The 19,915-nt window shown below is 46.1% G+C and carries 18 protein-coding genes; 9 read left to right on the top strand and 9 right to left on the bottom strand.

Annotation, left to right across the window (positions count from 1 at the left end; all coding sequences use genetic code 11):
* Positions 1-145 precede the first annotated feature (145 nt).
* The gene (locus ACFQS8_RS06540; protein ID WP_382166460.1) at positions 146-502 is read left to right on the top strand and encodes a nuclear transport factor 2 family protein; all 357 of its coding nucleotides are present in this window, start codon (positions 146-148) and stop codon (positions 500-502) included.
* A gap of 186 nt (positions 503-688) precedes the next feature.
* A complete protein-coding gene (locus tag ACFQS8_RS06545) occupies positions 689-1,228 on the top strand; it encodes a hypothetical protein (RefSeq protein WP_382166461.1) in 540 nt (179 codons plus the stop codon).
* 65 nt (positions 1,229-1,293) lie between these two features.
* On the opposite strand, the gene ACFQS8_RS06550 is transcribed toward ACFQS8_RS06545, so the two are convergent.
* From ACFQS8_RS06550 to ACFQS8_RS06575, 6 genes are all read right to left on the bottom strand, one after another.
* Positions 1,294-2,736 (bottom strand): AMP nucleosidase, encoded by a 1,443-nt coding sequence (locus ACFQS8_RS06550; RefSeq protein WP_382166462.1) that lies wholly within the window; start codon positions 2,734-2,736, stop codon positions 1,294-1,296.
* A gap of 129 nt (positions 2,737-2,865) precedes the next feature.
* Positions 2,866-4,161, bottom strand: a complete 1,296-nt coding sequence (locus ACFQS8_RS06555; protein WP_382166463.1) for a phospholipid carrier-dependent glycosyltransferase — start codon at positions 4,159-4,161, stop codon at positions 2,866-2,868.
* A 141-nt stretch (positions 4,162-4,302) separates the two neighbouring features.
* On the bottom strand, positions 4,303-5,340 hold the full coding sequence (locus ACFQS8_RS06560) for a ribonucleotide-diphosphate reductase subunit beta (protein ID WP_382166464.1): 1,038 nt from the start codon (positions 5,338-5,340) through the stop codon (positions 4,303-4,305).
* Between the two features lie 433 nt (positions 5,341-5,773).
* Positions 5,774-6,481 carry a lipid A-modifier LpxR family protein gene (locus ACFQS8_RS06565; protein WP_382166465.1) on the bottom strand — a complete coding sequence of 236 codons (708 nt, stop codon included), beginning with the start codon at positions 6,479-6,481 and terminating at the stop codon, positions 5,774-5,776.
* A gap of 268 nt (positions 6,482-6,749) precedes the next feature.
* Positions 6,750-8,621 carry a ribonucleoside-diphosphate reductase subunit alpha gene (locus tag ACFQS8_RS06570; protein WP_382166466.1) on the bottom strand — a complete coding sequence of 624 codons (1,872 nt, stop codon included), beginning with the start codon at positions 8,619-8,621 and terminating at the stop codon, positions 6,750-6,752.
* A gap of 432 nt (positions 8,622-9,053) precedes the next feature.
* On the bottom strand, positions 9,054-9,746 hold the full coding sequence (locus ACFQS8_RS06575) for a DUF533 domain-containing protein (protein ID WP_382166467.1): 693 nt from the start codon (positions 9,744-9,746) through the stop codon (positions 9,054-9,056).
* Positions 9,747-9,935: 189 nt separating this feature from the next.
* On the opposite strand from ACFQS8_RS06575, the gene ACFQS8_RS06580 reads away from it, so the two are divergent.
* From ACFQS8_RS06580 to ACFQS8_RS06610, 7 genes are all read left to right on the top strand, one after another.
* Complete coding sequence (locus ACFQS8_RS06580; RefSeq protein WP_382166468.1) at positions 9,936-11,024, top strand: glycosyltransferase family 4 protein; 1,089 nt, start codon at positions 9,936-9,938, stop codon at positions 11,022-11,024.
* 362 nt (positions 11,025-11,386) lie between these two features.
* Entirely contained in the window at positions 11,387-12,598 is a 1,212-nt protein-coding gene (locus ACFQS8_RS06585; RefSeq protein WP_382166469.1) for a type III PLP-dependent enzyme, read from the top strand.
* 115 nt (positions 12,599-12,713) lie between these two features.
* On the top strand, positions 12,714-13,898 hold the full coding sequence (locus ACFQS8_RS06590) for a saccharopine dehydrogenase family protein (RefSeq protein ID WP_382166470.1): 1,185 nt from the start codon (positions 12,714-12,716) through the stop codon (positions 13,896-13,898).
* A gap of 124 nt (positions 13,899-14,022) precedes the next feature.
* Positions 14,023-14,706 carry a putative glycoside hydrolase gene (locus ACFQS8_RS06595; RefSeq protein ID WP_382166471.1) on the top strand — a complete coding sequence of 228 codons (684 nt, stop codon included), beginning with the start codon at positions 14,023-14,025 and terminating at the stop codon, positions 14,704-14,706.
* A gap of 109 nt (positions 14,707-14,815) precedes the next feature.
* The gene (nspC, locus tag ACFQS8_RS06600; protein WP_382166472.1) at positions 14,816-15,991 is read left to right on the top strand and encodes a carboxynorspermidine decarboxylase; all 1,176 of its coding nucleotides are present in this window, start codon (positions 14,816-14,818) and stop codon (positions 15,989-15,991) included.
* A gap of 110 nt (positions 15,992-16,101) precedes the next feature.
* A complete protein-coding gene (locus ACFQS8_RS06605) occupies positions 16,102-17,058 on the top strand; it encodes a DUF4349 domain-containing protein (RefSeq protein WP_382166473.1) in 957 nt (318 codons plus the stop codon).
* A gap of 60 nt (positions 17,059-17,118) precedes the next feature.
* Complete coding sequence (locus ACFQS8_RS06610; RefSeq protein ID WP_382166475.1) at positions 17,119-17,490, top strand: VOC family protein; 372 nt, start codon at positions 17,119-17,121, stop codon at positions 17,488-17,490.
* A gap of 70 nt (positions 17,491-17,560) precedes the next feature.
* On the opposite strand, the gene ACFQS8_RS06615 is transcribed toward ACFQS8_RS06610, so the two are convergent.
* From ACFQS8_RS06615 to ACFQS8_RS06625, 3 genes are all read right to left on the bottom strand, one after another.
* A complete protein-coding gene (locus tag ACFQS8_RS06615; RefSeq protein WP_382166476.1) occupies positions 17,561-18,109 on the bottom strand; it encodes a DUF4167 domain-containing protein in 549 nt (182 codons plus the stop codon).
* Between the two features lie 168 nt (positions 18,110-18,277).
* Positions 18,278-19,144, bottom strand: coding sequence for a peptide chain release factor N(5)-glutamine methyltransferase (gene prmC, locus ACFQS8_RS06620; protein WP_382166477.1), 867 nt, complete (start codon positions 19,142-19,144; stop codon positions 18,278-18,280).
* Complete coding sequence (locus tag ACFQS8_RS06625; protein WP_382166478.1) at positions 19,137-19,913, bottom strand: MOSC domain-containing protein; 777 nt, start codon at positions 19,911-19,913, stop codon at positions 19,137-19,139. The genes prmC and ACFQS8_RS06625 overlap by 8 nt, the downstream gene beginning before the upstream one ends.
* Positions 19,914-19,915: the final 2 nt, after the last annotated feature.

Here is a 19,915-nt window from a genome sequence, read left to right on the forward strand (position 1 = left end):
ATTAATACAACTTCAACGTGTTATTTTAACTTAAAGCCTAATTTTTGAGACTTGACCCATCTGCTCGCTAGTTATCAATGTTCGCAAATTGATTCATTCCGCCTCACCTACCGATTACACGCCACGAAGCCTCAAGGATTTTCTAATGTTGACGAGAGATATCGCCGAAACTTTCGCACGTAGCTGGGTGCAAGCATGGAATGATAGAGATATAGAAGCTATCGCAAATCACTATGCGGACGACATCATCTACCATTCTCCAAAGCTCAAAACAGTAATCGAGCATGATAGCCCCTCACTGACAGGTAAAAAAGCACTCGTTGAATATTGGAATGCCGCCATAGAAGATGCACGCAGCCTGTTTTTCGATGTACAGAAAATCTTTGTTTCATCCGACAGCATCACGCTGTTCTTTGAGAATCATCAAGGCCAAGATGTAGCTGAAACCTTCATTTTCAACAGTGAAGGCAAAGTCAAAGAATGCATCGCCGCCTATAGTTAAAGTATTGTAACAGTTACACCGCTCTCAACGGCATCGTTATTGCTTTACTTCGATTAATATTCGTAAGGATTGGTAATTTTGGACTTTATTACAGCATCGTAATTCCCCAATGGGGCGAGCTGAATTGACCTTCTTATCATGACAACGCGATACTCGATCGAAATATACAAGACCAAAGGTGATGAAATGAATTTGAAACTGGTTATCAGCGCGGTTGCGACAGCAGTATTTGCGACAGCTTGCCAATCCCTCCCCAGCGACATGCGCGTCGCCGATTATTGTAGCGATGCTGAAAAAGCAAATGAAAGCATTTGTCAGGTAAGCCTAGAGCTAGACGGCACGAAACGTTCACTTTCAGAAACAAACCTAAGCGTCAGCGAAGCTCGCACTCTAGCACAACAAGCCGTTTCGCTTTCTCAGCAAGCAAAAGAAGATGCACGCTCAGCGCGCTCTATGGCATCAGCTGCGCTTGCACGTGAAGCACAGCTTTCATGCGAAACACGCACAATCCAAAAATCAGACACAGGCACATGTGGACCAGATCAAACGCTTATGAGCTGTACACAAACACGCTACACAACACGCGCGGGTGGCCTGTCTTTCCTTCGCGAAATCAACAACAAATCATGTCGCTTCAATTCTCGCGTCCTTGAGATGCAAGTCAAATGTTGTTCAGCACAAGCTGCACCACTGCCGACACAGCAATACTCAACAGCGACAAACTAAGTAACTATTTCAAGTTCAAGTGAATATAGCCCAGCTCAAGATCATGCCTTGGCTGGGCTATTTCTTTATCTAAAGGGCGGCTCATCAAACGCGCGCAATTTGCGCGAATGCAATTTTGCATCTCCGCTCGCCAATCTCTCCAGCGTATCAATCCCTATGCGAATATGCTCGCCAATTGCGCGCTCGTAAAAGCGGTTCGCAGCACCTGGCAGCTTTAATTCGCCATGCATAGGTTTATCCGACACACATAATAATGTGCCATATGGCACGCGCATCCGATATCCATTGGCTGCAATCGTGGCACTTTCCATATCCACGGCAATCGCACGCGATTGATTGATACGTTTTGCACTCTCAGAATATCGCAATTCCCAGTTCCGGTCATCCGTTGTGAACACGGTTCCTGTGCGCAAACGTTTTTTCAGAGCTTCCGGTGTATCCCCCGTTACATTCTCAGCAGATTCAGACAATGCAAGCTGTATCTCTGCAATTGGCGGCACCGGAATATCCGCAGGCAAAACATGATCGAGCACGTGATCATCGCGCAGATATGCGTGCCCCAGAACATAATCCCCTATGCGCTGTGACTGGCGCAAACCACCGCAATGGCCCACCATAATCCAACACTCTGGTCGCAACACAGCAAGATGGTCCGTAATCGTCTTTGCATTAGATGGCCCAACACCAATATTGACCAGCGTTATTCCTGATGCATTGTCAGGCCCCAAAATGTGATAGGCAGGCATTTGAAACCGTCGCCACGCCCCATCCGACACCAATTTAACAGGATTTTCTGTATCCTTATCGACAACAACACCGCCCGGCCCAATAAGCTTATTGTAAGGTGTTCCCGGATTTTTAATCTCTTCGCCTGCCCACTCCACAAACGCATCTACATAGCGATGATAGTTTGTGAACAAAATATAGCGCTGAAAACTCTCAATCGGTGTGCCTGTATAATGCGCCAAACGTTTCAGTGAGAAATCAACCCGCCCCGCATCGAATAAGGCAAGCGGCTTGTCCTCCCCCTCAATCCACGGCGTACCATCAGCAATCTCATCGCCGATGTGAGAGAGCATGGGAGTTGGAAAATGTGCAGCAAATTCAGCGGGTGAAAGCACTTCAGCATCCACGCCTTCAGCCCCATCTAGCACATATGGGTAAGGGATATCTTCATTGGAGCGTCCACACTCAAATGTCACATCATGATCTTTTGCGATCAGCGACAATTGCGAAATCAGGTACGATCTAAAAAACTTAGGCTGCGTAATTGTCGTCGTATAAATGCCGGGCTCAGACAATTTTGCGAACGAACGCGATACCACAGGTGGCGGGCCATCTGGTTGATAAATAACTTTCAAATAAGGATAGGCGAAGCGCCGATCATTCCGCCATTCAGGATCGGGACGCACACCTTTAGATATAAACTCTTGCAGAGCACTTTGAAGAGACGCAACTGAAGCATCATACAATTCACTAATACGATCGACGACTTCAACTGGCGTCATAATTGAAAACTCCCAATTCTTACTTCTTGTTATTTCTAACGCTAATAGACATTTTCCACTAATCAAAGCTCGATTATTTTATTCAACATAAAAGCATTTTAACTCTGAAAAAACGCCTCAATGGTGAGCTTATGACCAAATAGAAAACCACCTCCAACGCAGCCACTCATTCCCTTCAAATGGCATTGCCGTAAGCACTGGATAGAAGAATGCGAAAAAGCCAAGCGCCACACCGCCCCACACACACATTACCACTAATTGCATTTCTCGTCGCACAAACCGCGAAACAAAAGCAGCAATCCCCATGCCCAGCATAATAGCAGCAGGTTCATAGTAGTAGGAAAACATTAGGTTGCGCGGCAACAGCGCATATACAAGCCAGAACCCCATAAAAGCGCCTGAAATCGCCAGTAATGCGCCGTCTTTACGGGTTATTCCATACCCAAGACACGCCAATATTGGCGGCAAACCAGCCCAATAAATTGCGGGATTACCTATTAAAAATATAGCATGAGTGAACCCATCTTCACCCTTTTCAAAATAATACCAAATCGGCTCCAGCATAAGTGGCCATTCCCACCAATCGCTCGCATAAGGGTGTGGTTTCAAATATCCAGCGACATCGGCAAACATATTTTGATGCAAGGTTATAAGAGACCAATCACCTTCCATGAATACAAAAGGCGCAAAGGTAAGCACATATACAATGAGCGCAGGTATGCCTTGGCGTAACGCTGTTCCGAAGAGTGAAAAATGATTCCACCCCGCAAACCCTCTGGAGAAAAGACGCGGCAATAAAAATCCCTTTGGACTGCTTTCGGTAAAACGCCATATTAAAATGCCGCCCCAAACCAAAAACATGTGAATTCCAGCCGACCATTTCGACGCAGCCGCTAAACCCAGCAAGATCCCCGATACCAGCAAGCCAACACTCGCCCCCCTGCGGGTGCGCACACGCTTACCAGACCATATAGCAGCCAGTAAGCAGAGCATGAATAGGCCTAGAGCATACACATCCAACATGGCCGTCTGCGCCTGCACAAGCAGCGTTTGATTGAGAATTGTTAGCAAGGCTGCAAAGACAGCGATAATGGGCTTAAACCCGAAAAGACGCATTACAGCGAATACGACGGTGACACATGAAGCGCCTAAAACTGCTCCAGGAAATCTCCACCCAAAGGAAAAATCCCCTAAAATATAACTACTTAGACCAATGACCCATTTAGCAAATGGCGGGTGTGAATTATTGCTCCACGCTTCACCGGAGAAAAAGTCTCGTCCCGCAGGCACATAATGTGTTTCATCAAACACCAGCGCATCAGGAAACCCCAGCCGCCAGAAAACAACACCAAGCGCAAGCAAGGTTATCCCACAGCCTATCAGCCAATCATGCTTGCTTATGCGTCCATACTTAGCACGCGCCATTTGATATTTTTCCTAACGAAGACAATACAATATAGCTCTGTTAGGCTTTAGCCGCCCTGCACCTTCAATTCAATCGACTTCTTTAAAGGTGCAGCATCTTATCTTAAATTTCACGCGTGACGTGAATGTAAACAAACGCGCCTAAACGGACTCATTGGCAGGTTTAGATGCTAGAGTTTGATCAAATTTAGACCACACACCCGCATCGCCATGCCATTCTCCAGCAGTCGCCCCTTTGGAATATTCCGTTGCGCGCGCTTCAAAGAAGTTTGCGTGCTCAACACCGTTTAGAATTTCAGTCAACCAAGGAATTGGGTGCTCTTCAACGCCGTAAATCGTTGGAAGTTTTAGCTGTTTCATCCGCCAGTCAGCGATGTAGCGAATGTAGTTTTTAATATCAGCAGGCTCCATGCCCTCAACTTCACCAGCTTCAAACGCGAGGTCGATGAATTTATCTTCCAGTTTCACAACAGTCTGACAGCAATCTGCAATGTCATCTTTAACTGTTTTAGTGAGCGCACCCGTTTCCTCTGCATAAGTGTGGAACATCGTCATCATGCCTTCACAGTGCAGACTTTCATCCCGCACAGACCAAGATACGATTTGTCCCATTCCCTTCATTTTGTTAAAACGCGGGAAGTTCATAAGCATCGCAAATGACGCAAACAATTGCAGACCTTCAGTGAACCCACCAAAGACAGCCATTGATGTAAGGATATCCGCCTCCGTATCCACACCAAATTTACCGAGATAATCGTGCTTAGCAGCCATTTCTTCGTATTCCATAAACGCGGAAAACTCAGAATCAGGCATACCAATTGTCTCAAGCAACAAAGCATAAGCCGCAATATGAACTGTCTCCATGTTGGAAAAAGCAGCCAACATCATCCGAACTTCTACCGGCTTAAACAGCGGCATATAGTTTTCCATGTAGTTGGCACCAACTTCCACGTCGGATTGCGTAAAGAAGCGGAAAATCTGCGTTAGCAAATTGCGCTCTTTATCGTTCAGCTTGCCAGCCCAATCTTTACAATCCTCACCCAACGGCACCTCTTCAGGTACCCAATGCACTTGCTGCTGGATCTTCCAAAAATCATACGCCCACGGATAACGAAACGGCTTATAGGACAATGACGGCGTCAAAAGACCGGGCTTTTCTGGGATGATTAACTTGGACATATTTATAACCTGCTTAAATGTGCGGCGCTTCTAAACTTGCATGGAACTCGACTCGTTGCAGACACAATATGTAGTAGTTTCTCTACCAATGAAAGCAACATTTTGTGCTCTTCGTCACAAAATAACAGCTTCACCCTCTCAGGGTTTAAACCATTCATTAACCTTAAACTAATGGAAGACAGAATCAAACAGAAGATTTTTATTATAACTTCAATAGCTTCTATAAAGTCAGACCACTCGCAAAGCATACCAAAGTTAAGGGCACGAATTGAATAGATGTCGTACTCAATATTTTAAATTTTCTGTGGAGTATTTATCAAAGAAGACACAACTCGCATTTTAGCCCTCAAGCTAAACGCACAGGCCCAATATAGCGCACCCAAAATGCACTTCTAGACTTCATTAATTTAGGTAAAACATAAAAGACTTTTGACTATCGACGCATCGTAAAAGAGACAGCAGCAATATCATTCACTGTCTTAAACTGCTCGAACCTCGTCTCACGACGCATAACCCCGATAGATAATTCACCGCCAGCTTTATGAAATGCGACACCCGCCTGCCAATCACCTACAGTGACCTGATCACGAAGCGCCACCCCGTCAAATTTCGCGCCTTTATCACCGACATCCCAGCATAATGCCTCATTGTCAGTTCCAACGAACATATACCAGCTATCTACTTTAACTTTTTCACCACGCTGATCAACGCGATCAGCTATTTGACCAAGACGCACCTCTGCACCCGCGCTGCGAGATTCATGCCCAGCCACTTTCTCAATACGTGCGTGCGGCGTCACTGATAGATCCAAGTCAAAACCAGCTTTATCAAGTGGTGCATTAAACTCCCACTCACCTTCATAGGTTTCTCGAGAGGCTTTTTTCAAGCTTTCCGGCGATAGATCCAGCGAAGATTTATAACGAAGCAAACCATCACCAACAGCCCAATTAGATGGAGCAAAACTACGCTGGGTATTTTCCTTCAATTCCCGCGTTAATTGCTGGTTTACAATTTTCAATGGAGAAGATGGAGCAATGTATTGCACAGGGCCAGATTGCACAGAAGGAGATACAACCTCCGCTGCCACACCTGACGCAGAACAGCCTACACAAGAAAACGCGGCAAACAAACTTACCACCATTGCTAACATCCTATTTGTTCCCTGTGACAAACTACCACTATGGTAAGAATATCACACCCACTATTACTGATAGTATAACAACATTCGGAAAAAAAATTCCATCGCTTTAATTAATTTAATGTCTTCCTTTTTCAGATTTTACATAAAAATCAGACGATTATAAAATTTTCTTAGATGTTGTTTTTAACTTCGACATACAAAAAACGCGCCAAACTTAAAAAAGTTGCGCGTTTTTCATTAACAAAGCTTGATTCTTACCTCGGATTTCCTACTGGCAGGCGAGGCATTCATCATAATCAGTTTGAGGCGTCGTCATTCCGCCTCCTACAGTTTCTTTTTTATCCTCTGCTCCTGCAAAGGCTGCACGCTGTACTGATTTGGAACGACAGTAGTAAAGAGATTTAAGTCCCTTTTCCCATGCACTCCAGTGCAGCATGTGAAGATCCCATTTTTGAATATCTGACGGCAAGAACAAATTAAGTGACTGCGCCTGACATATATAAGGTGTGCGATCTGCAGCTAGCTCGATCAACCAACGCTGATCAATTTCAAATGCCGTTCTAAAGGTCGCTTTTTCGTGCTCATCGAGGAAATCCAACCCCTGCACAGAACCTTCTGCTTCAAGAATGTTAGACCAAATTCCAGGTGTGTTTTTACCCTTACTCTCAAGCAATTTTTCCAAGTGCGGATTTTTAACAGTAAACGAACCTGACAATGTTTTGTGTGTGTAAACATTTGCTGGAATTGGCTCGATACCTGCAGATGTACCACCACAAATAATGGAAATTGACGCAGTTGGCGCAACGGCCATTTTATGCGTAAAGCGCGCCATAACACCACATTCTTCCGCATCAGGACACGGCCCGCGCTCTTTTGCGAGCTTAACAGAAGCAGCATCCGCACCACGACGAATATGCTTAAAGATCATATTGTTCCAGCTTTTTGCTGTCGCAGATTCCATCGGCACATTCAATGATTGCAAGAATGAGTGCATCCCCATCAAACCAAGCCCGACAGAACGCTCACGCGTAGCTGAATATACAGCACGTGCCATTTCCGGCGGCGCACGATCAATAAAGTCCTGAAGAACATTATCAAGGAAGCGGAACACATCCTCAATCATGTTTTCATCACCCTTCCACTCAAGGAATTTCTCGGCGTTCAATGATGACAAACAACATACTGCTGTACGGTCATTTCCTAAATGGTCTAGCCCTGTGTGAAGCATAATTTCTGAACACAAGTTTGACTGCTTCACTTTCATACCCAACTGACGTTGGTGCGCAGGCATCGCGTTGTTCACTGTATCTGAGAAAATCAAATATGGTTCACCCGTTTGAATACGGACTTCCAAAATTTTCTGCCACAATTTACGTGCGTTGATTTTCTTGACCTCTTCCCCTGTTTTAGGGCTGATCAAGCCAAATTCAGCATCATCTTTCACGGCTTCCATGAAGGCATCGGAAATATTCAAGCCATGGTGCAGGTTCAAAGACTTACGGTTAAAGTCCCCTGAAGGCTTACGAATCTCTAGGAATTCTTCGATTTCTGGGTGGTGCACATCTAGATAACACGCAGCAGAACCACGGCGCAAAGACCCTTGAGAGATTGCAAGCGTCAGCGAGTCCATCACACGAATAAACGGGATAATACCAGATGTTTTACCCGCATTACCAATCGTCTCACCAATAGAACGCACATTCCCCCAATAAGTACCAATGCCGCCACCGTTAGATGCAAGCCAGACGTTCTCATTCCAAGTCTCGACGATACCATCGAGTGAATCGTTCACATCATTTAGGAAACACGAAATAGGCAAGCCACGGCTAGCGCCACCATTTGAGAGAACAGGTGTCGCAGGCATGAACCATAGACGCGACATGTAGTCATAGATACGTTGCGCATGGTCGGTGTCATCAGCATAGGCTTCAGCAACGCGCGCGAACATTTCTTGATAACTTTCACCCGGCAAGACATAGCGGTCTGTCAGCGTTTTCTTACCAAATTCAGTTAAAAGCGCATCACGGCTCTCATCAATCTGAACTTGTCGCACAACGCGCAATTCAGCTGTTTTTTGAGGCTTACCTCTACCAGCTTTTTGGTCTTCTTTATTTGAAATCGCAGCGTTTTCAACAGACATGTAACCCAGGCTCCACGGTAATTTCGGAATATCAGAACAACATCAACCAACCAAACATATGGTGGCTAACACACCAGCTGACCCAATATATAGTGGCTCAAGGGTTAATGAGACGTCAACACTTTCTTACGCCATGAGCCAAATTTTCAGTGAATAAGTTTGAGTACGAACCAATTCTTCATTAACCATAACCACCCAATAGCCTGTAACTAGGCGGTTTCTCGGAAAATCGAACACTGCCGCACGAACTGCGTAAAAATAATGCAATTTTTTTTATCAACCTAGCATCCCAAAGGCATCCACAGGTTTTCCACACCTTATCCACAGCCCGCCCCCGCTATTTTGCAAAAATTCCCCCAGAAGAAGAACGGGCAGACACTATATATAGTACCTGCCCGCTCAAATATTTATGGGTTATGAGAATCAGAAAACTTATACATTCAGCTCGCGACGAACGCGAAGAGCAACACGCGGGTCTATCTCTAATTTATCAGCAAGCTCTTTTAAGAAATCGCTCTCTTTCTCAGAAATATCACACGCCCCTACACAAGCAGCGGCAAAAAGCTGAACTGCATGATTAGGTGTAATCGCCGCTTTAGAAATGCGTTCCAACACGTCACTTCGGCTAACAGTTTCGTCCAATACAGAATTATTAAGACCACCATCATTCAATGCCGATTTAATAGCATCCTCTTCATCACTATCTAACTGACCATCTGCATGCGCCGCCGCAGCCATAGATTCGACAATAGCGATTGAGAAAGCTGGATCACTCCCATCATCACCTGCAAAACCATATGATTGAGGTGATACGTCTTGTGGCGCAGAATCAGCTTGGTCACGGTTTTGCCATGCATTCCACGCAACAGCTCCCATTGCAGCCACCGCACCCGTTTTAGCAACATTGCCCACTAGCTTCCGCCCACCGCGTGACGCCATCAACAAGGCCAGCAGTGCACCGCCACCAATAGCGGCATTACGTGCCGTTTCGTCGGTTTCAATTTTAGTTTGAACCTTCTTCGCCATATCTTTCGCGCTTTGAACACTTTGATCAACATCAACGTTTTCAGCTATTTGTGATGCTTTATCCTGAAGTTGCTTTAGAATTTTTTCGACATCGAACATTATATATCCCCCTATGAGAAACGATTGAAATACATGTTTCAGCATTGCTTGTGTCAACTCTATGACATCCGCTGCAAATACTCTAATTGCGAACCTTCTATGAAATTTCACTAAAACGTGGACAAATTGACATCATACCAAGTATGCAGTGAAGCTGAACAAGGCAGACGAAGTTATAAGGATTTTCCTATGCGCATAATGTTAGTGACCGACGCTTGGGAACCACAAGTAAACGGCGTCGTTCGAACGATGAAACGCGTTTCTGCCGAATGTGAAGCCTTGGGCCATGAATGGGATATCGTATCTCCAAACGATGGCTTTCGCACAATGCCCCTGCCAACCTACCCTGAAATCAAGTTAGCATTCGGTGCACGCAAGCAGATAGAAGAGCGCTTCTTGGACTTCGAACCAGACGCTGTGCATATAGCCACAGAGGGGCCTTTAGGTTGGGCTGCACGCGGTATTTGTCTCAAGCATAAAATGCCGTTCACTTCATCCTACCACACCCGCTTCCCAGAATATGTGAATGCTCGCCTGCCAATCCCACTTTGGGCCGGCTATAAATATGTGCGCCAATTCCATCGCTATTCAGGTCGCGTTATGGTCGCAACAGTCTCTATGATGGAGGAATTAACGGCACGTGGATTCAACAATATCGCCGCATGGTCACGTGGCGTGGATACCGACCTTTTCCATCCAGATAAGCGCCAAGAAGATCGCGGACCATATAAGGACTTAGAAGGGCCGATCTTTTTAAATGTTGGCCGCGTTGCTGTTGAGAAGAATATAGAAGCCTTCCTCGAACTTGATTTACCCGGCACAAAAGTAGTTGTCGGTGATGGGCCTGCACGTGAAGAATTAATGAAAAAATACCCTGACGCTGTATTTCCAGGGTCTAAGTTTGGCGATGAACTTGGAAGTTATTTTGCCAATGCAGACGTTTTCTGTTTTCCCAGCCTAACAGATACATTTGGCCTAGTTATTTTAGAAGCAATGGCGGCAGGTACACCAGTAGCAGGCTTTAACGTCCCCGGGCCTAAAGACCTAATCCCCGGCACTAATGCAGGCGCAATCAATGATGATTTAGCTAAAGCATGTATTGAATGCCTCGATTTAGACCGCGATGTTGCACACAAACATGCACAAGCATTCTCATGGAAAGCATGTGCCGAGCAATTCATCGACAACTTAGAGCCACTTCCCGTTCCAGAAAGAAAACGTTTCTGGAAACGCTTCAAAAGCTTACGACGCCGCAAGAAAGTGCCTGAATCCAGCTAATACAATAGCTTACAGTTCGAACTTTCAACATAAATCCACCTTACTAGAGAAGGTGGATTTATTCTGTATGCTGTAAATTCCTGCATATCGTACATTCACCGTATATACGTATCAAATACATATTCTGCAGATTTTTTTTGTGTTTTGCAGCATTTTTTTATTTACATTCGAGTCTTTTCACTTTATCTGCGTGTTTCCGGCGGACATCGGCTCGAGGCTCTGCCGCCCTGATTCCACGTGGCGTCTGAACTTCCCTAATCGGGGTTTGGATGACGTGTGCGGGTTGAGGGGCAGACTTAACGAGACGAAAGCCCGTACTAACGCCGGATTGGGTTTAAAATTTAATCAGAGGGGATTGTGTAATGATCACATTCCAAACACCTCTGGACCTAGTCCGCGTATTATGCCCCGAGACTCCAGTTGCCTGTGTGCGACCGGAGCGTGTGGCAACAGCTGCGTCCTGGTTCCAGAACAACTTTCCCGGCGATGTGCTTTACGCTGTAAAAGCAAACCCTTCTGTATGGGCGCTTGATGCAATGTACAGTTCTGGCATGCGTTGGTTTGATGTTGCTTCTCTTGAAGAAGTCAAACTTGTTGCAGACCGTTTTGATGACGCTGTATTGGCATTCATGCACCCGATCAAAAGCCGTCACGCAATTGAGCGTGCATACTTTGACTATGGTGTAAAAATCTTCTCCATGGATTGTGAAGCAGAATTACAAAAAATTCTGGAAGCAACAGACTATGCAAAAGACCTCACATTGATCGTCCGCATGGCCGTATCTAATGACGGCGCAACAATGCCGCTTTCGGGCAAATTTGGATGCTCAGGTGAGAAAGCTGTTGCCTTGCTTCAAGCTGGTCGTGCACACGCAGACGAGCTTGGTGTAAGCTTTCACGTTGGTTCACAATGCATGGACCCACGCGCATACCGTGTGGCGATGGACGCTGTTTCAAACACGATTATGCAAGCTGCTGTAACGGTTGATATTGTGGATGTTGGTGGTGGTTTCCCTGCCCTATACCCAGGCATGCAACCTCCAGAGCTACAGTCTTATGTTGATGTAATTTCTGAAGTTTTTGAAGAAATGCCAGTTCTTTTCAACGCCGATCTATGGTGTGAACCAGGTCGCGCATTGGTTGCGGACTCAACATCTATTGTTGCCAAAGTTGAACTCGTGCAAGACGGCAAAGTCTACCTAAATGACGGTGCCTACGGAAACTTGTTTGACGCCGCCCACTGCAAATGGCCCTTCCCTATGGAAGTGCACCGCGCATCAGGCAAAACAAGCGTCTTACAAAAATCTTTCACGATTTACGGACCAACTTGCGACTCTATTGATGTGCTTGATGGCAGTTTCGACCTCCCTTCAGACATTAAAGAAGGCGACTATATTGAGTTTGGCATGATGGGCGCTTACGGCGTTGCTATGTCTACACGTTTTAACGGTTTTGGGGATACTCAGACTTACCGTGTACGCGATAGCATCAGCCAAACAATGTACGAAACACAAGAAGAACAAGCGCTTCGTTACGAAAACAACGTTATTTTCTTGCCTCAAAGACAAGCATAAAAAGATAAAATCCTGAGCCGATACCCTATCGGCTTAGGGTCTTTTCCTGCTAAGACTGCGCATAGTCGCGTCATTTTATTTCACAAAACACTCCCAGAACAGAAGGTCTAACCACATGACAAAAGTTCTCATGATTGGTGCTGGCGGCGTTGGTACTGTTGTCGCTCACAAGCTGGCACAAAGCCCCGTCTTTACAGAAATCATGCTCGCAAGCCGCACGCTATCTAAATGCGATGTGATTGCAGCGGACGTAAAAGCAAAAACAGGTGTTACGATTCAAACAGCATCTGTTGATGCTGACGACGTGGCAGCTACCGTTGCGCTCATCAAGAGCTTTGGCCCTGACCTGCTTGTGAATGTGGCCTTGCCCTACCAAGATCTCACTCTGATGGAGGCCTGCTTGCAGGCTGGTGTCCACTATCTCGACACAGCCAATTACGAGCACCCAGATACAGCAAAATTTGAATATAAAGAACAATGGGCAATGCAAGACCGCTTCAAAGAAGCTGGCCTCACCGCTCTTCTAGGATCTGGTTTTGACCCCGGCGTCACAAACATGTTTTGTGCTCACGCTCAAAAGCACTTGTTCGACACGATCGACACAATCGACATTCTTGACTGTAATGGCGGCGACCACGGCCACCCGTTCGCAACAAACTTCAACCCAGAAATCAACCTACGCGAAATCACAGCAAATGGTCGCTATTGGGAAAATGGCGAATGGATTGAAACAGAGCCATTAGAGCAATCAATGGATTTTGATTTCCCCGGCGTTGGAACACGCAAAGCATTTCTTCTCTACCACGAAGAAATGGAATCGCTTTGCCAGAACATTAAAGGTCTAAAACGCATTCGTTTCTGGATGACATTTGGCGAGAGCTATTTGAAGCATCTCGAAGTGATGCAAAACATCGGCATTATGCGCATTGACCCTGTTGAATTTAACGGTCAACAAATCGTGCCGATTCAGTTCTTGCAGAAACTCTTGCCAGACCCAGCCAGCCTTGCGCCAAATTACAAGGGCAAAACATCAATCGGTTGTCTTGTAAAAGGCACGAAAGATGGCAAACCACGCTCAAGCTTCATCTACAATATATGTGATCACGAAGAGACATATAAAGAAGTTGGGGCACAAGCCATCTCTTACACAACAGGCGTGCCCGCAGTTGTCGGTGCAGAAATGATCGCAACCGGCAAATGGCGCGAACCGGGTGTTTGGAACATGGAACAAAACGACCCAGACCCATTCCTCGAACGCCTTGGCCCATCCGGCCTCCCTTGGCACGTTATGGAAATGTAATTTTAGAGGGCAGTCGAAAGGCTGCCCTTTTCTTTTCACACCCCAAACATTGCCGATTGTTTACAAAACTCGACAAGTTTAAAAAGCTAAACTATTCTTCTCTAAAAATATAAGGGAGGAACAAATGAACACATTCAACAATGGCAGCATTGCTGCGCTAATTTCGATCTGTTGTAGTTTGGCATTCTTGCCTCAAGCCAGCGCTGAAGAGACGTCACAAGCCCCAGCACTCGATCCCAATATTCACTATGTGATGAATGGGAAATCTGTTGGGCCGTGGGAATACAGCCTCAATTATGGAAAAGAGATTTTAACGACCCTGCCTGCGCAGACGACTAAAAGCTCGCTCACCGCAACTTCAGCGACCAAGACGATAGAAGGCGATGCCATCCGCTTAAAATGGTCCCCCAAAGGCATAAAAAATGAATGGGGATCGCCAGACGCCAATGTCATGACGCTTAATCTCATTAATCGACAAACACCACTTGATTTTAGCACAGTACAAAACGATGCCGCCCTCGTTATTGATGTTCGGGTGATTAGACCACCGCAAAAAGTTGTCGAACTCAATATGGAGTGTAATTGGGATTGGAAATGCAGAAGCGCGGTGCAGCTAAAATCTGTCTTCAAAAAACTTCCCAAGAATGAGTGGGTCAGCTTGCCGCTTCCATTGAAGTGTTTTGCGGATGAGAACTTTGATTTCAGCAAAATCACCTCACCGCTCATTCTGCAAACGACAGGAAAAATGGAAATTGAGGTGGGTGATATTCGCCTAGCTGCCTTTCCAGCTGATCAGGCAAAGTGCTAACATTTGAAAGTGCCAAGCTACAGTTTGAATGCTTGATAATTGTAGCTTGGAATACTTGGTAAACTTGGATAAAACGAGTTCAACTCCAATCACATAATGGATCGTTTGAATGGCTTTTTACCCTCCAATGAAATTCGATTTTGACGTCTCCAACGTCGAAACACCTGTATTCATCGTCAATAAGGGTGCATTGGAGGAAAATCTTGCCATACTTAAAGATGTGCAAGAGCGCTCGGGCGCTAAAATATTGCTCGCCCTCAAAGGCTTTGCGATGTGGTCTTTTGCGCCCACAATTATGAAATACCTTCCCGGCGTTACATCATCCTCAACGGCTGAAGCGCGCCTTGGTGCGGAAGAATTTGGCGGTGAGGTCCACGCATGCGCCCCCGCCTATTCCGAAGCAGATTTTCGCGAACTTCTTACCCTTTGCGATCACATCGTTTTCAACTCAGTCAATCAGGCAAAACGGCTTCTTCCTATTTATGAAGAAGTTAAAGCAAATGGCGGACGCACAGTGTCTTTTGGATTGCGCGTCAATCATGGACACCGCGAAACTGAGGTAGAATTATACGATCCTGCAGCACCAAAATCACGCCTTGGTGCCCCACGCGACCAAATCCCAGCCGATGGTTTAGAGGGACTTGAGGGCCTGCACTTTCATACATTGTGTGAGCTAGACTCAGATTCGCTGGAACGCTCATTAGACGTTTTCGAGCGCGACTTTGCGGATCTTATTCCCGGTTTGAAATGGCTTAACTTTGGAGGCGGCCACCACATTACCCGCCCCGGATATGATATTGAGCGCCTAGTACGCATCGTAAAACGTGTGAAAGAAAAATACGGCGTCGAAGTATATCTTGAACCGGGTGAAGCCATTGCCATTCGCACAGGTGTGCTCGTCACTGAGGTGATGGATATTATGCATAATGCAATGGATATTGCTATTCTGGACACAAGCGCGACGGCGCATATGCCCGATGTTTTGGAAATGCCATATCGTCCTGATATTATTGGCGGCGATGAGCCAAATGCCAAAGCTCATACATATCGTTTAGGCGGGCTATCTTGTCTGGCCGGCGATGTTGTGGGGGATTATTCATTCGACTCCCCCTTGGAAATTGGCCAAAAACTCGTCTTCCTAGATATGGGCCATTACACCATGGTGAAAACCACAACATTTAACGGTGTCCGCCTTCCATCTATCGCAATTGCCGATCCCGAAACGGGTAAGATTGAAGTGGTGCGCCGCTTTGGATATGAAGATTACAAGAACAGATTGAGCTAATAATCTACATTCATAAAGTCTTGCTTTGACGTCTTACCTTTATTGCGCCTTAATGCGGGCAAACTTACAGCGAAGACTTGGTGCTGTGTAAGTATTAAAGGGGACCATACATGAAAAAGACGCTTTTATTCTCCGCCGCAATTTTGGCTCTGTCCGCTTGCGGTGGCGGTGATGATCACAAATCCGCCGCAACGCAAAGCATGGATTATTTGAGTGAAGATTCATATGCGCCCCGCGCTATGGTTCACGCTTCTGGTGAAATGCTGGAAAGAAAAGCTGCATCTCCTGCGCCACCTATTGATCAAGGCGCAACAGCACCGACTGGCCCTATGCTGGCCTACACGCACAATCGCTCAATTGAATCCCCAGCCGGCGATGTTGAAAAAGTCGTCAATTCGCATGTGAGCCAATGTGAAAAAGCCGGCTATTCCAAATGTATGGTCGTAAATTCTAATCAAAACGGGATTGGCGAAGAATGGGCAAGTGCAAATCTACACATTCGCGCAACGCCGGAATGGATAGACAAGTTTTTCAAAGATTTGCCCGATGATTTAAAAGCTAGCAAATCTAAAATCACCAGCGCCAGCACAAGCGCTCAAGATTTATCAACGCAAATTGTAGATACAGATGCCCGCTTAAAAGCACAGCTCACTTTGCGCGATCGCCTGCAAGCTCTTCTAACCGATCGCCCGAGTGATTTAGGTGACCTTATTGAATTAGAACGCGAACTTTCCCGTGTACAATCTGATATAGATGCGAATGCAAGCGTGTTGGCGTCATTGCGTCAGCGTGTGGCAATGTCCAATTTACACATGAATTATTCCGCTAAATCGACCGTCACATCACGTTCAGTATGGGCACCTCTTGCTGACGCATTTGGTAATTTCTTCGGCAATTTTGCCAGCGCATTAGGCGCGGTCATCACAACCATTGCGAATATTCTGCCATGGCTTCCTGTGATTGGTGGTCTGCTTTGGTTTGGTCGCTGGATTTATCGGAAGGTATGGCGCAAAAACAAACAAGAAAAAGCGCTTAAAACTGAAAATGTAGAAAAACCCAGCAGCTAATATAGGCAAAACCCCTCGGTCAGCATATCATTTGATATATCTTTAACCGAGGGGTTTCCCATGATTAACTACCACATGATCGGCATAACTGATCTGCCTAAAGCGTCCACATTCTATGATAGTGTTTTAGCAGAGATTGGCGCATCACGTAGCCATAACAGCGAACGCTATCAATTCTATTCTCAAGGCGAAAACAGACCGCTCTTTGCTATATGCATTCCCTATAATGAAGATATAGCAACAGCAGGGAATGGCACAATGACAGCTTTGTCTGCGCCGTCCAAAGAGGCGGTTCATGCAGCTTACGCAAAAGCTATTGAGCTAGGTGCTGTATGCGAAGGCGCGCCAGGGCCACGCGGTCAATTTGGTGAATTTGCGTATTTTAGAGATCCAGATGGCAATAAGCTTTGCGTCTCCTATCTAAACCGCTAAGTCACGCACAATAAAAAGGCCGCCCATTACAATGAATGAGCGGCCTTTTTAAAATATGGAATGTGTAAAACTAGTTTCCAGCAATCTCTGCTTGCTGTTCAGCGAGCGCATCCAATGCAGAACGTGCCTGCGCATCTGCCTGTGGCTGTTCAGCCGCTTCAGCAGGTTTACGCCGTGGTCTGCGTGTTCTTTTCTTTGGAGGCGGTGCCTCCTCTTCAACTGCAGGCTTTGTCTCTTCACCATTAGAATCATTAGAAGCATCAACTTCATCAACAACTTTCATCGGATCATCGACCATAGCGCCGGACACGCTTGCCTCTTCTGAAGATGTTTCTTCACCAGTATTTTCGTTCTGATCATCATCACGATTATTCTGGTTTTGTGCAGGACGGTCTTTAGGCATATTGGCCTGCATTATCCGATAATAGTGTTCTGCGTGCTGAAAAAGATTTTCTGCTTTCACACGATCACCGGCAGTTTGCGCATCACGCGCATACTGAATGTACTTTTCGTAAATTTGGCTGGCAGAACCCCGGATCTTTACTTCAGGTCCGTTACTTTCGAGTGAACGATTACTCGAATGGGTAGGCTTCCGCCCGCGCCCCCGCTGACGCTTCATATGTCCATCCTAATCTGGTTAAAGCTGACCTGTTTACAGGCCCGTTGCGCGTTAGTCGTATTCTGGTATTGCGCCGTCGATGCGATATATCAAAACGATTCGCAGTCCGACTATTTAGAGCATAGCGTGCGTCTCCGCGCTCACCAAGCCCCGTTTGCATATATAGTCTTACACGTTTGATACGCGAGCGTAAACACATCTTTTTACGCCAGAGAGGTCAAGACGCACCTTTACGTCAATAAAATTAGCTTTTGTCAGCAAATCCATCACTTTTTCTGCCTGATCAAAGCCTACTTCAAACGCGATAAGCCCATTGGGTCTCAAATAAGAACGTGCTGCACCTATGATCGCGCGATAATCATCCAAACCATCCGCCCCCCCATCAAGTGCCGCCATCGGATCATAATTTCTGACGTCTCGATCCAAATGCTCAATATCAGCTGACGGAATATAGGGTGGATTTGACACGATAACGTCAAACGCGGCTCCATCTTCAAGAGCATCAAACCAGTTGGATTTCAAAAATTGACTTCGCGAATGCAGACCTAAGTTTTCGGCATTCAGTGCAGCAATATTGAGTGCGGATTCACTCTGGTCCAGTCCAACACCACGCGCATTGCAGCGCTCATGCAGGATAGATAGCAGCACACAACCAGACCCCGTCCCCATATCAAGCACATCAACAGCATCTGGGCACCATGTATCAAGCACAAGCTCAACAAGTGTTTCTGTATCAGCTCTAGGATCAAGCACATCGCGCGTAACTTGAAACTCAAGCCCCCAAAACTCTCGCCGTCCCGCAATACGAGAGACCGGCTCCCCTTTGCACCTGCGCGCTATGAATTCATCAAATCTCTTTAAAATAGCCGCCGAAAGCGCATTGTTTTCCTCAGCAATAAGGTCTGTCGCAGATATACCGGCCGCCACTTCCATTAAGCGGCGCGCATCGCGTAAAGGCCCTTCAATATCTTTTGCAGATAACTCAATAGCGGCAGCCCGCAGCGCCTCGCTATAGGTTGGCATCTCTTTATTCATCAATAGATTCAATACTCAAGTTATCACCAACACACAATTCTCCACCTGACACTATGCGCGCATATACCCCCATCGTATTGCGTTTAAAATGCGTCATTAATAGCGGAACAGTTTCTATATTATATGAGGCTATATCAGGGTTTGGGTCAGCATGCGTCGCCTTACAGCGCACGGTTGGCTTTAACACTTCTAACCGCACATTCCCCAATTGCAAAATTTGCCCTTGCAACCAGTTATCTTCTTCCCAAGCTGGCGCTTCAAATACCACATTTCCGCGAAAACGTTGTACGCGAATATCTTCCCCAGATACTTGCGAAAGCGCCTCTACGGAGCTTGCATTGATCAACGAAACAAAGCCAGATTTATAATCCATAAAACGATGATTTTGGGGAGCTCGAATAACACGCAGCGGCCCTTTAAATTCATCACCAAAGCGATTGGTCAGCCAGTCTGCTAGATCATCAAGGCCTTCTTGCGTGGCCATATCAAATGAGCAAATGCAGTTTTCATCATGCTCGAAAATTTCAAGCGCTTTGCTGTCATCCAGATACATTGTTTCGTAGTTTGCAATTCTCGCAGATCTCGCAAGCACGACAAATCTCATTTTCGAAATATGCTGCGGATCATCAGCGTCAAAGCCAGAAGGTCCATCTTCAATTGCAAACATACGATCATTGGGAAAGTGCTCACCTGCTACAAGGCTTACACTCTTCAGCTCTTCAGGGGAAAAGCCTTTCACAGGATGGCGCCACAAACTTATGATTTTCATGG

The sequence above is a fragment of the Hirschia litorea genome, assembly GCF_042665075.1.
GTDB classification, from domain to species: Bacteria; Pseudomonadota; Alphaproteobacteria; order Caulobacterales; family Hyphomonadaceae; genus Hirschia; species Hirschia litorea.

What these genes read in the sequence shown, in the direction of transcription:
- ACFQS8_RS06605 (WP_382166473.1), top strand. Translation starts at nt 16,102, where the DNA reads ATGAAAAAGACGCTTTTATTCTCCGCCGCAATTTTGGCTCTGTCCGCT.
- ACFQS8_RS06580 (WP_382166468.1), top strand. Translation starts at nt 9,936, where the DNA reads ATGCGCATAATGTTAGTGACCGACGCTTGGGAACCACAAGTAAACGGC.
- ACFQS8_RS06560 (WP_382166464.1), bottom strand. Translation starts at nt 5,340, where the DNA reads ATGTCCAAGTTAATCATCCCAGAAAAGCCCGGTCTTTTGACGCCGTCA.
- ACFQS8_RS06615 (WP_382166476.1), bottom strand. Translation starts at nt 18,109, where the DNA reads ATGAAGCGTCAGCGGGGGCGCGGGCGGAAGCCTACCCATTCGAGTAAT.
- ACFQS8_RS06610 (WP_382166475.1), top strand. Translation starts at nt 17,119, where the DNA reads ATGATTAACTACCACATGATCGGCATAACTGATCTGCCTAAAGCGTCC.
- ACFQS8_RS06555 (WP_382166463.1), bottom strand. Translation starts at nt 4,161, where the DNA reads ATGGCGCGTGCTAAGTATGGACGCATAAGCAAGCATGATTGGCTGATA.
- ACFQS8_RS06590 (WP_382166470.1), top strand. Translation starts at nt 12,714, where the DNA reads ATGACAAAAGTTCTCATGATTGGTGCTGGCGGCGTTGGTACTGTTGTC.
- ACFQS8_RS06565 (WP_382166465.1), bottom strand. Translation starts at nt 6,481, where the DNA reads ATGGTGGTAAGTTTGTTTGCCGCGTTTTCTTGTGTAGGCTGTTCTGCG.
- ACFQS8_RS06540 (WP_382166460.1), top strand. Translation starts at nt 146, where the DNA reads ATGTTGACGAGAGATATCGCCGAAACTTTCGCACGTAGCTGGGTGCAA.
- ACFQS8_RS06570 (WP_382166466.1), bottom strand. Translation starts at nt 8,621, where the DNA reads ATGTCTGTTGAAAACGCTGCGATTTCAAATAAAGAAGACCAAAAAGCT.
- ACFQS8_RS06545 (WP_382166461.1), top strand. Translation starts at nt 689, where the DNA reads ATGAATTTGAAACTGGTTATCAGCGCGGTTGCGACAGCAGTATTTGCG.
- ACFQS8_RS06585 (WP_382166469.1), top strand. Translation starts at nt 11,387, where the DNA reads ATGATCACATTCCAAACACCTCTGGACCTAGTCCGCGTATTATGCCCC.
- ACFQS8_RS06575 (WP_382166467.1), bottom strand. Translation starts at nt 9,746, where the DNA reads ATGTTCGATGTCGAAAAAATTCTAAAGCAACTTCAGGATAAAGCATCA.
- nspC (WP_382166472.1), top strand. Translation starts at nt 14,816, where the DNA reads ATGGCTTTTTACCCTCCAATGAAATTCGATTTTGACGTCTCCAACGTC.
- ACFQS8_RS06625 (WP_382166478.1), bottom strand. Translation starts at nt 19,913, where the DNA reads ATGAAAATCATAAGTTTGTGGCGCCATCCTGTGAAAGGCTTTTCCCCT.
- prmC (WP_382166477.1), bottom strand. Translation starts at nt 19,144, where the DNA reads ATGAATAAAGAGATGCCAACCTATAGCGAGGCGCTGCGGGCTGCCGCT.
- ACFQS8_RS06595 (WP_382166471.1), top strand. Translation starts at nt 14,023, where the DNA reads ATGAACACATTCAACAATGGCAGCATTGCTGCGCTAATTTCGATCTGT.
- ACFQS8_RS06550 (WP_382166462.1), bottom strand. Translation starts at nt 2,736, where the DNA reads ATGACGCCAGTTGAAGTCGTCGATCGTATTAGTGAATTGTATGATGCT.